Origin of the sequence: Pseudomonas sp. Pc102 (assembly GCF_018408275.1) — a bacterium.
GTDB classification, from domain to species: domain Bacteria; phylum Pseudomonadota; class Gammaproteobacteria; order Pseudomonadales; family Pseudomonadaceae; genus Metapseudomonas; species Metapseudomonas tohonis.
Genome location: NZ_AP021905.1, coordinates 6,393,606 through 6,407,357, shown reverse-complemented (window position 1 = coordinate 6,407,357; position 13,752 = coordinate 6,393,606). Strand labels below are relative to the sequence as shown.

Here is a 13,752-nt window from a genome sequence, read left to right as displayed (position 1 = left end):
ATGAATCCCTCGACACTTCTCTCCCTCCCCCTGCTCGCCCTGGCCCTTGGCGGCTTCGTCGTCGGCAGCAGCGAATTCATCATCATGGGCCTGCTGCCCGAGGTGGCCCGGGACCTCTCCGTGAGCCTCTCCGACGCCGGCCTGCTGGTCAGCGCCTACGCCATGGGCGTGGTCATCGGCGCGCCGCTGCTGGGCCCGCTGCTGGGGCGCCTGCCGCGGCGCCAGGCGCTGCTCTGGCTGATGGGCGCCTACGCCCTGGGCAACCTCGCCTGCGCCCTGGCCCCCAGCTACGAATGGCTGCTGGCGGCGCGCATGTTCACCGCTTTCAGCCATGCCGGCTTCTTCGGCTGCGCCACCCTGCTGGCCGCCGAGCTGGCGCCGCCCCATCGCCGTGCTTCGGCCATGGCGCTGGTGCTCAGCGGGCTGACCATCGCCAACGTGCTCGGGGTGCCGGCCGGCGCCTGGCTGGGCCAGGCCACCAGCTGGCGGGTGACCTTCATGGTGGTGGCGGGCCTGGGCCTGCTGACGCTGCTGGCGCAGTTCCTCTGGCTGCCGGCCACTGCCAGGCCGCAGCCCAATGCCGCCGGTGCCTGGGACGGCATCTTCCGGCGCCCGGTGCTGCATGCGCTGGGGGTGTGCAGCCTGTCGTCGGTGGCGCTGTTCGGCGTGTTCACCTACATCAGCCCGCTGCTGCGCGATGTCTCCGGCTTCAGCCCGGAGCACGCCAATTTCGCCCTGCTGCTGTTCGGCATCGGCCTGACCCTCGGCAACCTGCTGGGCGGGCGCCTGGCGGACAAGGGCTTCCGCTTCGCCCTGCCCGGGGCCTTCGCGGTGAGTGCGCTGTGCCTGGTGGGGCTGTTCGTCTTCGCCCAGGTGCCGGTGCTGGCGCTGGCCTGCCTGTTCCTCTGGGGCGTGGCGAGCTTCGCCATCTCCTCACCGCTGCAGTTGCTGCTGGTGGAACAGGCCGGCGAATCCGCCAGCCTCGCCGCTACCCTCAGCCACGCGGCCTTCAACCTGGGCAACGCCAGCGGCGCCTTCGTCGGCGGCCTGTGGCTGAGCACCGGAATGGGCCTGGCCAACCTGCCGCTGATGGGCGTGGCCGTGCTGGTCGCCACCCTGCTGGTGTGCCTGCCCCTGCCGCGCCTGCGCGCCACCCGCGAGCGGCTGAAGGAGGCAGGGCGGATTCATTGATCCAGGCCCCGCGAGATGAAGCATCCGTGGGGTGGATCGCGCTTCTCCGATCCACCGTCCAGCTCCGAGCCGCGCGCCGTGCATCGGCGCGATGGGCTTCGCATAGCTCAGCCCATCCTGCGGGCGGTATGAGCCGCACCTGCGTGATGACGGTTGGGAGGGTTCGCGGTACGGAACCCCGGGAGCTGCGGGATCGGCCCGGGCGGGCTAGGCTCTGGCCTTTCCCACGCAACTGGAGCACGGACATGGAAGCGGAACGCCAGGCCATCGAGGCGGTGGTACGGGATTACGTGGAAGGCATGGTGCGGGCGGACGCGACGCTGTTGCGCAGCGCCTTCCACCCCGACAGCCGCATCGTCGGGCACTTCGGCCCGGACCTGCAGTGGCTCTCGCCGGAGGCCTTCATCGCCGACCTGCAGGCCAGGGGCCCGGTGGTGGCCGAGGGCGAAGCGCCGGTGTGGCGGCTGGAGTCCCTGGACCTCACCGGCGACACCGCCCTGGCCAAGGTCACCGACGTCTACGCCGGCCTGGACTTCACCGATTACCTCTCGCTGCTGAAGATCGACGGCCGCTGGCGCATCGTGCACAAGCTGTTCCACCTGCACGGCTAAGGCCTGTCTCCGGGTGGGTCACATCTCGTCGACCCACCCCTTGCCCTCTCGACGCCCTACCCCGCCAGCACCTCGGCGAACAGCTGCCGCAGGTTATCCACATCGTTGGCGGCCAACTGGCGCAGTTGCAGGGCGAGCTGTGCATAACTCGGCGCGGGCGGCAGGTTGAGGTGCTGCGGCAGCACTTCGTCGCCATCGCTGACCAGCAGCGCGAAGTGCACGCTGTTCTCCAGCTCGCGGGTATTGCCCGGCCAGGGGTAGCTCTCCAGCGCCGCCTGGGCGGCGGTGCTGATCAGCGGCAGCGGCAGGTCCAGGCGCTGGGCGTAGATGCCGAGGAAGTACTCGGCCAGCGGCAGGATGTCGTCCGGGCGTTCGCGCAGTGGCGGCAGCTCGACCCGGCCTTCGTCCAGGTACTGGTACAGGCGCTCGTTGAACTTGCCGGCGGCCACCGCCTTGGCCAGGTCGATGCTGGTGGCGGCCACCAGGCGCACGTCCACGGGCGTGGGCTGGGCGGCGCCGACGCGGATCACCTCGCGGCTCTCCAGGGCCGCCAGCAGCTTGGCCTGCAAGGGCAGCGGCAGGTCGCCAATCTCGTCCAGGTAGAGGGTGCCGCCGTTGGCCGAGCCGAACCAGCCGGCGCGGCTGCTGGCCGAGCCCGCGTGGGCACCGGGCGCGTGGCCGAACAGCTCGGCCTCGGCGTAGACCTTGCTGATGGCGCTGCAGCTGACCGCCACGAACAGCCCCGGGCGCTCGCTGCCCTTGTGGATCTGTCGCGCCAGCAGCTCCTTGCCGGTGCCGGTCTCGCCCTGGATAAGCACCGGCACGGTGGCCGGAGCCAACTGTTCGACCTCCTCGCGCAGGCGCCGCGAGCGGGCATCGACGAACACCAGCGCGCGGGCGCGGATGCTCAGGGGGCTGCGGTCGGCGTCGGCGAAGCTCAGCAGCGGTTGGCCGGGTTTTTCCTGGGTCATGGACGAAATCTCCCGCCGGGCCTGGCTGCGAAGCAGCGGGCCCTGGCGTCACATTGAAGAATGAGCCTGTTCAGGGTCGAGCGCGCTGGGGATGAACAAGGCGAAAACAGCCGGGGGGTGGAGTCCACGAGCTGCAAATGAGCGAGCCCGAAGCCGTTTTCAACGCAGTTGTTCCGACGCGCAGCCGATCCCGGGCAGGTTCTCAGGCGCGCTTGCGGGCCAGTTGCTCGATGCGCCCCTGCAGGCGGTAGAGGTAGGCGAAACCCTGCTCCCAGAGGTGGTGGCCGGACTTCACGTTGATGTGCCCGGCGCCCGCGAGGATGGCCGGCTCGGCGCCCCAGTGGCGGGCCAGTTCCAGCGCGCGCGGCGTGCTGGCGGCGTGGTCGTTGTCCGAGCCCACCAGCAGCGTGGGGAAGGGCAGCGATGCCTGGGGAATGGGGGCGAAACCGCGCAGCGGCTCGGGGCAGCCGGGGCGCTCGACGTCGGCCGGCGCCACCAGCAGCGCGCCACGCACCCGGCGCAGTACATCCGGGTCGGCCTGCCTGGCCCAGTGGGCGACGGTGACGCAGCCCAGGCTGTGGGCGATGAGGATCACCGGCGTGCGCTCGGCGTCGATGGCGCGCTCCAGCGCCGTGACCCAGTCCTTGCGCTCGGGCAGGTCCCAGTCGGCCTGCTCGACGCGGCTGGCGTTGGGCAGTGTGCGTTGCCAATGGCTCTGCCAATGCTCGTCTGGCGAGCCCTGCCATCCCGGCAGGATCAGGTAGCGAATGGCCTGGCTGCGCATGGCGAGCCCTCCGTGCAATGTTTCGACGAAGGGGAGTCTAGGGGCTGCTCATATATCTGTTAAGGAATAAGAATTTATTTGCTTATGCATTATTAGCTTATTCACTAAAGGTCCCATCGGGTTCGCGGGCGCGAGCTTGTAGGATGGCCTCTTCGCTCCAGCCACCCGGACGCGGTGCCATGCAGATCGACGACGAACTCACCCTGAAGAAGTTGCAGACCTTCCTCGCCTTCATGCGCAGCGGCAACCTCTCCCGCGCGGCGGTGGAGCTGAACACCAGCAACGTCAGCGTGCACCGCGCCATCCACTCCCTGGAGAGCGCCCTGCGCTGCCCGTTGTTCAAGCACGAGGGGCGCAACCTGACGCCGCTGGAGAGCGCCTTCGTGCTGGAGGAGCGCGCGCAGAAGCTGGTGCAGGACGTGCTCGAGACGGTGCGCCTGACCCGTGAAGCGGCAGGCTTCTCGGCCGAGCGCTTCAAGCTCGGCTCGCTCTATTCGCTGACGGTGAAGACGGTGCCGCAGCTGATCATGGGGCTGAAGCTGCGGCGCAGCGAGCTGAACATCGACCTGATCCTCGGCTCCAACGTCGATCTTTTCTACAAGCTGAAGAACATGGAGCTGGACGCCATCCTGGTGTCCCTCGACGAGGGCGTGAGCGATGCCGATTGCGAGCAGCTGCCGCTGTTCTCCGACGACATCTTCCTCGCCGTGCCCACCGACTCGCCCTTCGCCGGCCAGCCCGAGGTGGACCTGGCGGACCTGGCCGACTCCACCTTCATCACCCTGACCCAGGGCTTCGCCACCCACCGCGATGGCGGCCGGGTGTTCGAGCAGGCGGGCTTCGAGCCGAAGGTGGCCATGCAGGTGAACGACATCTTCACCCTGCTCAGCATGGTCAGCTCCGGGGTCGGCTACGCCCTGCTGCCCGGGCGCATCGCCGCGGTGTACGAGAACCGCGTGAAGCTCATCCCGCTGCAGGCGCGCTACCGCCTGCAGCAGCACATAGGCGTGGTTTTCCTCAAGGCCAAGGAGCGCGACCCGAACCTGCTGGCGCTGCTGGCCGAGTGCCGGATGTACAGCCTGGCGCGCGGGGGGTGAGGGCAGCAGAGACGTGGCCCGGGCTTCAGCCCGGGAAAACCCGCGGCTTCCTTACAGCATCACCCACTGCAGCACCGCCAGCAGAGGCAGCAGTACGGCGCAGGACCAGAGCAGGTAGCCGAAGAAGCTCGGCATCTTCACGCCGCGCTGCTCGGCGATGGCCTTGACCATGAAGTTCGGCGCGTTGCCGACGTAGGTCATGGCGCCCATGAACACCGAGCTCATGGAGATCGCCAGCAGGGTCTGCGGCAACCGCTCCATCATCACCCGCGCATCGCCGGAGGCGAGGTTGAAGAACACCAGGTAGGTGGGCGCGTTGTCGAGGAAGCTGGAGAGCACCCCGGTCATCCAGAAATACATGGTGTCCAGCGGTTGGCCATCGGCCCCGGTGACGGCGGCGACCACCGCCGCCAGGTGCCCGTCGTGGCCGGCACGGAGGATGGCGATCAGCGGGGTGAGGGTGATGAAGATCCCGGCGAACAGCTTGGCCACCTCGACGATCGGCCCCCAGTTGAATTCGTTGCCCTTGCGCGCCCAGCCGGGGGTCAGCCACAGCGACAACCCCGCCAGGGCCAGCAGCAGGCCGTCGCGAACCAGGTTCTGCAGCTCCACGCGGATGCCGGGCAGCTCGAAGCCGACGCCCGGCTTCCACACCCCCGACAGCAGCACCGCACCGACCACGCCGGCCAGCAGCAGGAAGTTGAATTGCCCGTGCACGTACAACGGCGTATCGGGGGTGGGGTCGGCGGGAGCCAGTTCGTCCTCGCGGCTGAAGAGGTAGCGATCGATCAGGTAGAAGATCGCCAGCAACGGCAGCGCCATCGCCAGCACCGGCAAGGCCATGTGCTTCAGGGTCCAGAAGAAGTCCACGCCCTTGAGGAAACCGAGGAACAGCGGCGGGTCGCCCAGCGGCGTGAGCCCGCCACCGACGTTGGCCACCAGGAAGATGAAGAACACCACCACGTGGGCGTTGTGCCGGCGGTTGTCGTTGGCGCGCAGCAGCGGGCGGATCAGCAGCATGGCCGCGCCCGTGGTGCCCATCACCGAGGCCAGCAGCGTGCCCAGGGCGAGCAGCCGGGTGTTGAGCCAGGCCGAACCGTGCAGGTTGCCCTGCACCAGGATGCCGCCGGAGATGGTGAACAGCGCCAGCAGCAGCACGATGAAGGGCAGGTATTCGGCGAACAGCACGTGCATGCCCATGGCCAGGGTCGCATGGGGGCCGAAGCTGGCGATGAAGGGCGCCAGGAACAGCAACGTCCAGCCGGCGGTGATCTTGCCGAAATGGTGGTGCCAGAAGTCACCGGCGATGATCGGCAGCAGCGCGATGCTCAGCAGGATGCCGGCGAACGGCAGCGCCCAGAGCAGGCTAAGGCTGGCGCCGTCGATCTCGGCGGCCTGGGCCAGGCCGGGCAGGAGCAGTAGCGGGATGAGCAGGCGGGCTCGCAGTACGGGCATCGGGACGACCAGGCTGGGTGGGACGAAGACGGCGCGGCGCCCCGGCGGGCCGCCGCGCCCCGACGAGAGCGGGGATGCTAAACCAAAGCTCGGCCCCGACCTAGCAGGCTGTCGAAAAGCCGGGTGCGTTGCGCTGCGGCGTTGGAGGCGCCCTCGGCCGGCGGCCTGCCGGCCCCGTCAGCCCATCAGGGCGCGCATGACGAAGAACAGCAGCGACGGGCCCAGCAGGCAGCCCAGGGCGGTGTAGAAGGCGGCGGTCAGGCAACCGTAGGGCACCAGCTTCGGATCGGTGGCCGCCAGGCCCCCGGCCACGCCGCTGGAGGTGCCCATCAGGCCGCCGAAGATCACCGCCGTGCGCGGGTTGTTGAGGCCGATGAAGGGCGCGACGAAGGGCGTCGCCACCATCACCAGGATGGCCTTCACCAGGCCGGCGGCGATGGACAGCGCCATCACCTCGGAGCTGGCGCCGATGGCCGCGCCGGTCACCGGGCCGACGATGTAGGTCACCGCCCCCGCGCCGATGGTGGTCAGGCTCACCGCATCGGTGTAGCCGAAGGCCAGCGCCACGCCGACACCGGCGACGAAGGAGGTGCCGATGCCGAGGAACAGCGCCACCACCCCGGACACGCCGGCGCGCTTGAGCTCCTCGATGTTCACCCCGAAGGCGGTGGCGACGATGGCGAAGTCGCGCAGCATGGCGCCGCCGAGCAGGCCGATGCCGGACAGCAGCGGGATGTCCACCAGGCCCTTCTGCCCGCCGGTCATCACGCCGCCCACGTAGGACAGCACCAGGCCGAGGAAGATGGCGATGGCCGAGCCGTGCAGGCGGCCCCGGGTGAGCCTGTCGGAGAGCCAGTAGGACAGCCACATGGTGACGCCGATGACGGCGAAGCCGCTGATCAGGCCGTAGCCGCCGATCACTTTCATCATGGATTCGTACATGGCGGTCACCGTTGCACAGGCTTCAGGGCGTCAGCGGCGGTCGCCGCGTCGGGCTTCTTTTGGCCGAGGCGGTCCAGCACCGGGACCATGGCGAAGCCGAGGGCCACCGCCGCGATGCCGGCGAGGATCGCCATGGGGCCGCCGGACAGCGCGCCGAGCACGTTCTGCTGGGCGGCCATGGCGACCACGATGGGGATGTAGATGGCGCTCCAGAATTCCACGCCCTGCTCGCTCTTGGCGCCCATCAGGCCGCGCTTGTGCAGGGTGCTGCCGATGAAGATGAGCAGCAGCATGGCGATGCCCACGCCACCGACGTTGGCGGGTATGCCCAGGAGCTTGCCCAGGAGTTCGCCGATGAACAGGCCGACAAGGGTGCACAGGGCCAGGAAGGCCACACCGTAGATGATCATTGTTGTTGTCCTCGCATTGGGTCGAAGTTGCTTGTTGTTGTCCTTCGAAGCGCACGGCGGTTATCGGGTCCGGCTCACCTCCCGACGCAACAGGGCGTCCAGCGTATCGCGGCGGGTGCCCTGGAAGGCGATCACCGTGCCTGGGTCGAAGATGCGCCGCGCCAGGCCGCTGAGCACGGCACCGGGGGGCAGTTCGATGTGCAGGCGCACGCCACGCTCATAGGCGTTGCGCAGGGTGCCGTGCCAGTCGACGACGCGGCACATGTTGAAGGCGAGGTCGTCGCGCAGGCGCTCGGGGTCGTGGATCGGCCGCGCCGTGGTGCCGCTGAGGTAGCCGATCACCGGGCGGTGCATCCGTACGTCGGCGAAAGCGCTGGCCAGCTCGCGGGCCGGCGCCTCCAGCAGCGGGCAATGAGACGGCACGCTGACCGCCAGGCGTTTCGCCAGGCCGGCCCCCAGGGCGCGGGCACGCTCGGCGACGGTGGCCATGGCCGCATCGCTGCCGGCGATCACCTGCTGGTTGTCGGCGTTGATGTTGGCCAGGAACACCGGGCCTTCGGCCTCCGCGAGCAGCGCTTCCAGGGTGCCGAGGTCGAGCCCGCCGATGGCGGTCATGCCGTAGCCCTGTGGATAAGCCCGCTGCATCAGCTCGCCACGCAGGGCCACCAGGCGCAGCGCATCGGCGAAATCCAGGGCGCCGGCGACCACCGCCGCCCCGTAGGCGCCGATGGACAGGCCGGCCACATGCTCCGGCGCCGGGCTCTCCTGCAACAGCAGGCGTGCGCAGGCGACCCCGGTGATCAGCAGGCACAGCTGCACGGCGCGGGTGCCTTGCAGCGCCTCGCCCGAGTCCAGCGCCAGCACGTCCTCGCCCAGCGCCGCGCTGGCCTCGTCCAGGCTCGCGCGTGCCTCGGGCGGCAACTGGTGGAGCATGCCCACCTGCTGCGCACCCTGGCCGGGGAAGGCGAACAGGCTGCTCACGCCGCGTGCTCCAGGGCCTGCCAGGGGTTATCCACAAGGCGCGCACCTTCGGCGCACTTGAGCAGCACGCGGCGGGAATCGCCGGCCCACTCGCGCAGGGCGATGGCGCCGGAGGGGGTTTCCAGTTGCAGGTCGATGCGGCAGCGGGTGCGTTCGAGCAGCGCCAGCAGCTCGCGGGCACGGGGGCGCTCGAAGGGCCCGGAGGTGCGCAGCAGCAGGTCGAGATCGCTCCCGGCATGCAGCACCGGCACGCCTGTGGCCAATTCGAAACCGACGCTCCCGGTGGGGCCCCAGGGCAGGCCCGTGGCCTCCAGCAGCGGCGCGACCTCGACCAGCGCGCGCAGCGCCGGCCAATGCCCGGCGGTGCGCGGACGCAACTGGTGCGGGCTGATGCTGCGCTGGATGGCGGCAAGCGGCATCAGCGTGGCGAGGCGCTGCTCGCGGCGGGCGCCGCGGATGCCCACGGCAACCAGGCCCGGCTCGCAGAGGGCGCGCCGCACCACCACCGGCTGGCCGGCGGCGAGCGCCTGGCGCGCCCAGCTCGGGGCATCGGCGGGGAGCTGTTCCGGGGCGAGGCCCCAGAGCAGGTCGTGCGGGCGTGGTGGGTTGTCCATCAGCACCTCCAGATCACAGGTAGGTTGGCGCCACGCGCCGCGCGGCCCAACGATCCACGGCTCGGTTTTCACCACCCGGCCTCACCATTGCGCCCGCAGCATCTCGCGCACCCGCGAAGACGCCGCGCGGTTCTCCGCCCCCAGGCGGCCACGCAGGTCGGTGCCGGTGCCGATGTCCGCCACCGCGCGCACCAGGCAGTCCCGCACCCGCTCCAGGTCAGCGGCGCCGGGCTGCTCGACGTTATCCACAGCCAGGCGCTCCCAGAGCAGGCCGAGGGAGGCGTAGCTGCCCAGGTCGTAGGCCATGGGCGGGATGGTCGCGGCGAGGGCTTCCAGCTCGTCGACGCTGCGCAGGGTGATGCGTGCGGCGGCGGCCTTGCCCATGGCGTGGACCATCACCCCGGTATCGTCCAGGGCGATCAGCCGCTGGGCCTGGTAGCCGTGGGCGAGGAAGGCGCCGGACATGGCCTTGCCCACCAGCAGGCCGATCACCGGGTGCCCGGCGAGGCGGGCACGGGCGTAGGCGTCCACCGCGCCGGCCAGGGCCTGGTGGATCCCCAAGGCTTCTTCGCGGCGGCCGTAGGCCTGGCTGGGCACGTCCACCACGGCCACCAGCACGCGCTTGTCGGCACGCCCGGCATCGGCCTGGATGGCGTCATCCACGGCCTTGGCCAGGCCCCAGCCTTCCAGCAGGCCCACCTCGCCGTTGCGGGCGCGGGGGAAGGGGTTGCGCGGGTCGGGCACCACGGCGATGAAGCGCGCGGCGCGGCTGCCCACCTCGCCGTCGATGACCTTCACCGAAGCCGGATAGCCGGCCCGCTCATCCGTGCCGGCGAGGGCGTGCAACCAGTTCATTCCACGGCTCATGGCTGTTCTCCGGCGTAGAGGGCGCGCACGGCGGCGGCGTCCAGGTGTGCGCAGTCATCGCCCAGGCGTGCCAGGCGTTCGAGGAACCAGGCGTGGCGGCGGCTGCGGGACTGCGCCTGTTCAGGGCCGGCGAGCAGCGCGCGCACGGCCTCGCGGATGGCGTCGATGTCGTCGGCGACATACCCATCCACCAGGTGGCTGGCCATGCGCTGTTCACCCCCGGTGAGGCTCCAGATGAAGGGCCGGTCGCGGGAGTCGTATTCCTCGATGCCGGCTTCCTGTTCGATCACCTGCGGGCCGTTGAGGCCCAGGCGCGCCTCGCGGGTGACCAGCAGGTGGCTGCACAGCCCGGCGGCGATGGACATGCCGCCGAAGCAGCCCACCGGCCCGGCCACCAGGCCGACAACCGGCTGGTACTGGCGCAGTTCGACGATGGCGGCCTGGATCTCGGCGATGGCGGCCAGGCCCAGGTTGGCTTCCTGCAGGCGCACGCCGCCGGTTTCCAGCAGCAGCACGGCGCAGGTGGGAATGCCCTGGCGGTTGTCCTCGGCGGCCAGCTCCAGCGCGCCGGCGATCTTGGCGCCGCCGACCTCGCCCATGCTGCCGCCCTGGAAGGCGCCTTCGATGGCGGCGATCAGTGCCGGCTGGCCGTCGATGCTGCCCTTGGCCACCACCACGCCGTCGTCGGCCTGGGGAACGATGCCCTGGCGCGGCAGCCAGGGGGAGACGACGCGGTCGAAGGGGCCGACCAGCTCGCGGAAGGTGCCGGGGTCGAGCAATTCGCGGGCGCGCTGGCGGGCGCCCAGTTCGACGAAGCTGCGGGTGGCCAGCAGGCGTGCGGGGTCAGTCATGGGTCACCTCTTCCAGGGCCTGTTCCAGGCGCAGGCGCACCACGCCGGGGGTGGCGCCGAAATCGTGGATGTCGATGCAGAGCGCTGGCAGCGACTGGCCGGCGAACATGCGCTCGAACAGGTGCCGCCAGCGCGGCTCGCTGCCGTTCACCGAGGTCACCACCTGGATCGACAGGCGGCCGGCGAGGCCAGGCTCCAGCAGCACCTCCAGGTCGCCGGAGCCGACGCAGCCCACCAGCGCGCGACCCCGGGCGGGTTGCCCGGCGGGGAATTCGAAAGACAGGGTTTCCATGGTCAGCTCCCGACTCGGTCGATGAACAAACAGGCGGCGAGCAGATCGGCCGCGCCGCCCGGCGAGGCATTGAGCCCCAGCAAACGGGTTTCCAGTTCGCGCAGCCGGCGCCGTCCGGCGAGGCTGGCGCAGCCCCCGGCAGCGAGCACCGCGCGGGCGCCTTGCTGCATGGCGTCGAGCCCCTCGGGGCCGGCGCGCCAGAGCACGCAGGTGTCCTCCAGCTCGGCCATGATCGCCAGCAGCGCATCGAGGCGGGCGTTCTGCTCGCCGCTGCCCTGGGCGCGGCTGCGCTGCAACTGCGGCAGGCCGTGGAGCAGCACGCCGGGGAAGCCCAGCTGGGCTTCTTCACGCGCGCCCCGGGCGCCATAGCGCTGGGCGACATGGCTGCCGTGGCTGTCCTGCCGGGGCGCGGCGCGGTCGTCGATCAGGGCGATGCGTGCGGCGCGGGTGGCGAGGGCGGCGGCCGCGGCCTTGCCCGGCTCCAGTGCGGCGGCGGCCACCAGCAGGCCGAGGGCCCAGATGGCGCCGCGATGAGTGTTCACCCCACCGGTGACGGCGAGCATGGCGGCCTCGCCTTCACGGCCGATGCGGCCCAGTGCCTCGCGCAGCGGCTGGCCGACTGTGCCGAGTTCGATGGCGGCTTCGGCCATGGCCTTGAAGGCCGGCCACAGCGCCAGCGCCGAGGCGTGCATCAGGCCCAGGTGCAGGTCGGTGTGGGCGCCGCTGCCGCGCCGGTCCACCAGGGCCGGCTTGGGCGAGAGATCGGCCTCGTCGATCAGCGCGTCGACGGCCTGGTCCGCCAGCCACTCGGCCAGGGGCAGCCTGGTGCTGGGTGCGATCAGTGCGTTCATCACCAGCTCCTGAACTTGGCCGGGGGTTGTAGAGGCCGCCGGACCACTCCACCAGCTCGGCGATGCTCTTGGCGGCGAGCAGTTCGCGGGTCGCGTCGGTGCGGCGGATGCCGAGGTCCTCGGGCAGGGCGATCAGCCCTTCGCGGCGCATGCGCTCGGTGTCCCTGGGGTCGTGGCGCAGGCCGATGGCGGTGACCCCGGCGACGGCGGCGATCATGGCGCGGCGTTCCTCTTCGGAACGCGCCTTGTACAGGTAGGCGATGCCTTCCTCGGTGAGCAGGTGGGTGACGTCGTCGCCGTAGATCATGATCGGCGCCAGGGGCATGCCGCTCTTGCGGGCCACGTCGACGGCGTCGAGGGTCTCGACGAAGGTGGGTTTGCCGCCTTCCTGGAAGGTCTCGACCATCTGCACCACCAGCTTCTTGCCACGCGCCAGCAGGGCCTCGGGTTCGGCGCGCATGTCCAGCCAGGCGGGGGTGGAGTGGCGGCGGCCGCGCGGGTCGTGGCCCATGTTCGGCGCGCCGCCGAAACCGGCCAGGCGGCCCCGGGTGACGGTGGAGGAATGGCCGTCGCCGTCCACCTGCAGGGTGGCGCCGATGAACAGGTCCACCGCGTACTGCCCGGCCAGCTGGCACATCATGCGGTTGGAGCGCATCGAGCCGTCGCGGCCGGTGAAGAACACGTCCGGGCGCTGGGCGATGTAGCCCTCCATGCCCAGCTCGGTGCCGAAGCAGTGCACGCTTTCCACCCAGCCGGTCTCGATGGCGGGGATCAGCGTCGGGTGCGGGTTGAGCGTCCAGTTGCGGCAGATCTTGCCCTTCAGCCCCAGGGACTCGCCGTAGGTGGGCAGGATCAGCTCGATGGCGGCGGTGTTGAAGCCGATGCCGTGGTTGAGGGACTGGACATTGTGTTTCTCGTAGATGCCGCGGATCGCCATCATCGCCATCAGCACGTGCACCGGCTTGATGTGGCGCGGGTCACGGGTGAACAGCGGCTCGATGTAGAAGGGCTTGTCGGCTACGACCACGAAGTCCACCCAGGAGGCGGGGATGTCCACGCGCGGCAGGTCGCCGACGTCGTCCACCAGCTCGTTGACCTGGACGATGACGATGCCGTCGGAGAAGGCCGTGGGTTCCACCAGGGCCGGGGTGTCTTCGGTGCTGGGGCCGGTGTAGATGTTGCCGTGGCGGTCGGCCATGAAGCCGGCCACCAGCGCGACGTTGGGGATCAGGTCCACCAGCAGGCGCGAATACAGCTCGATGTAGGTGTGGATGGCACCGACTTCCAGCAGGCCGTCTTCCAGCAGCTGGCTGATGCGCAGGCTCTGCGGGCCGGCGAAGGAGAAGTCGAGCTTGCGGGCGATGCCGCGCTCGAACAGGTCCAGGTGCTCGGCGCGGCTGACGCTGGGCATGATCATGTGCAGGTCGTGCAGGCGCCCGGGGTCGGCCTTGGCCAGGGAGCGGGAGAGGAAGTCCGCCTGCTTCTGGTTGTTGCCTTCGAGCACCACCCGGTCGCCGGGGGCGATCAGGGCCTCCAGCGCGGCGACGATGCGCTCGCTGGGCAGCACCACGCCGTCGGCGAGGGATCGCACCTGGTCGAGGCGACGCTGCTTTTCCGCGCGCCGACGCGACCATTGCGGCGGTGGGGAGATTGTCGTTGTCATTGGAGGCTCCACGGGTTCCGCTGTCGTGGAGCGAACCTTAGGAGCGCGACCGGTGGGTCATCAATCAAGCCCGGCGGCGGATCGTTACGGCCAAGTTAACGATCCCTCATGGCTGTGCCGTCCGGGGCTCCGCCCGTGGGAGCGAATTCATTCGCGAAAGCGGCCGGCACCG

General features: G+C 70.2%; 14 protein-coding genes and 1 pseudogene. 3 read left to right on the top strand and 12 right to left on the bottom strand.

What is annotated here, in order from left to right; genetic code table 11:
* Complete coding sequence (locus PHLH3_RS29215; RefSeq protein WP_213627160.1) at positions 1-1,191, top strand: MFS transporter; 1,191 nt, start codon at positions 1-3, stop codon at positions 1,189-1,191.
* A gap of 245 nt (positions 1,192-1,436) precedes the next feature.
* Complete coding sequence (locus tag PHLH3_RS29210) at positions 1,437-1,802, top strand: nuclear transport factor 2 family protein (RefSeq protein ID WP_213627158.1); 366 nt, start codon at positions 1,437-1,439, stop codon at positions 1,800-1,802.
* A gap of 56 nt (positions 1,803-1,858) precedes the next feature.
* Here PHLH3_RS29210 and PHLH3_RS29205 read toward each other — a convergent pair whose 3' ends face one another.
* Together PHLH3_RS29205 and PHLH3_RS29200 are read right to left on the bottom strand one after the other, a co-directional pair.
* Positions 1,859-2,773, bottom strand: a complete 915-nt coding sequence (locus PHLH3_RS29205; RefSeq protein ID WP_213627156.1) for a sigma-54-dependent transcriptional regulator — start codon at positions 2,771-2,773, stop codon at positions 1,859-1,861.
* Positions 2,774-2,975: 202 nt separating this feature from the next.
* Positions 2,976-3,557, bottom strand: a complete 582-nt coding sequence (locus PHLH3_RS29200) for an alpha/beta hydrolase (protein ID WP_213627154.1) — start codon at positions 3,555-3,557, stop codon at positions 2,976-2,978.
* Between the two features lie 179 nt (positions 3,558-3,736).
* Here PHLH3_RS29200 and PHLH3_RS29195 point away from each other — a divergent pair, with 179 nt between their 5' ends.
* Positions 3,737-4,654 carry a LysR substrate-binding domain-containing protein gene (locus PHLH3_RS29195; protein WP_213627152.1) on the top strand — a complete coding sequence of 306 codons (918 nt, stop codon included), beginning with the start codon at positions 3,737-3,739 and terminating at the stop codon, positions 4,652-4,654.
* Positions 4,655-4,705: 51 nt separating this feature from the next.
* On the opposite strand, the gene PHLH3_RS29190 is transcribed toward PHLH3_RS29195, so the two are convergent.
* The 10 genes and pseudogenes from PHLH3_RS29190 to mdcA form a co-directional block, all read right to left on the bottom strand.
* Positions 4,706-6,109: a sodium:proton antiporter gene (locus PHLH3_RS29190; RefSeq protein ID WP_213627150.1), complete on the bottom strand. Its 1,404-nt coding sequence runs from the start codon at positions 6,107-6,109 to the stop codon at positions 4,706-4,708.
* A gap of 177 nt (positions 6,110-6,286) precedes the next feature.
* Complete coding sequence (madM, locus tag PHLH3_RS29185) at positions 6,287-7,051, bottom strand: malonate transporter subunit MadM (RefSeq protein ID WP_213627149.1); 765 nt, start codon at positions 7,049-7,051, stop codon at positions 6,287-6,289.
* Between the two features lie 5 nt (positions 7,052-7,056).
* Positions 7,057-7,461 carry a malonate transporter subunit MadL gene (gene madL / locus PHLH3_RS29180; protein ID WP_213627144.1) on the bottom strand — a complete coding sequence of 135 codons (405 nt, stop codon included), beginning with the start codon at positions 7,459-7,461 and terminating at the stop codon, positions 7,057-7,059.
* Between the two features lie 60 nt (positions 7,462-7,521).
* Entirely contained in the window at positions 7,522-8,442 is a 921-nt protein-coding gene (gene mdcH / locus PHLH3_RS29175) for a malonate decarboxylase subunit epsilon (RefSeq protein ID WP_213627142.1), read from the bottom strand.
* Entirely contained in the window at positions 8,439-9,056 is a 618-nt protein-coding gene (locus tag PHLH3_RS29170) for a malonate decarboxylase holo-ACP synthase (protein WP_213627140.1), read from the bottom strand. Before PHLH3_RS29170 ends, mdcH begins: the two co-directional genes overlap by 4 nt.
* 81 nt (positions 9,057-9,137) lie before the next feature.
* Positions 9,138-9,923: a biotin-independent malonate decarboxylase subunit gamma gene (gene mdcE, locus PHLH3_RS29165; RefSeq protein WP_213627137.1), complete on the bottom strand. Its 786-nt coding sequence runs from the start codon at positions 9,921-9,923 to the stop codon at positions 9,138-9,140.
* Positions 9,920-10,774, bottom strand: coding sequence for a biotin-independent malonate decarboxylase subunit beta (locus PHLH3_RS29160; protein WP_213627135.1), 855 nt, complete (start codon positions 10,772-10,774; stop codon positions 9,920-9,922). The genes mdcE and PHLH3_RS29160 overlap by 4 nt, the downstream gene beginning before the upstream one ends.
* A complete protein-coding gene (locus PHLH3_RS29155) occupies positions 10,767-11,066 on the bottom strand; it encodes a malonate decarboxylase subunit delta (RefSeq protein ID WP_213627133.1) in 300 nt (99 codons plus the stop codon). Before PHLH3_RS29155 ends, PHLH3_RS29160 begins: the two co-directional genes overlap by 8 nt.
* 2 nt (positions 11,067-11,068) lie before the next feature.
* On the bottom strand, positions 11,069-11,917 hold the full coding sequence (locus PHLH3_RS29150; protein WP_213627131.1) for a triphosphoribosyl-dephospho-CoA synthase: 849 nt from the start codon (positions 11,915-11,917) through the stop codon (positions 11,069-11,071).
* Positions 11,917-13,580: pseudogene (gene mdcA / locus PHLH3_RS29145) on the bottom strand (malonate decarboxylase subunit alpha). The gene PHLH3_RS29150 and the pseudogene mdcA overlap by 1 nt, the downstream one beginning before the upstream one ends.
* Positions 13,581-13,752 lie beyond the last annotated feature (172 nt).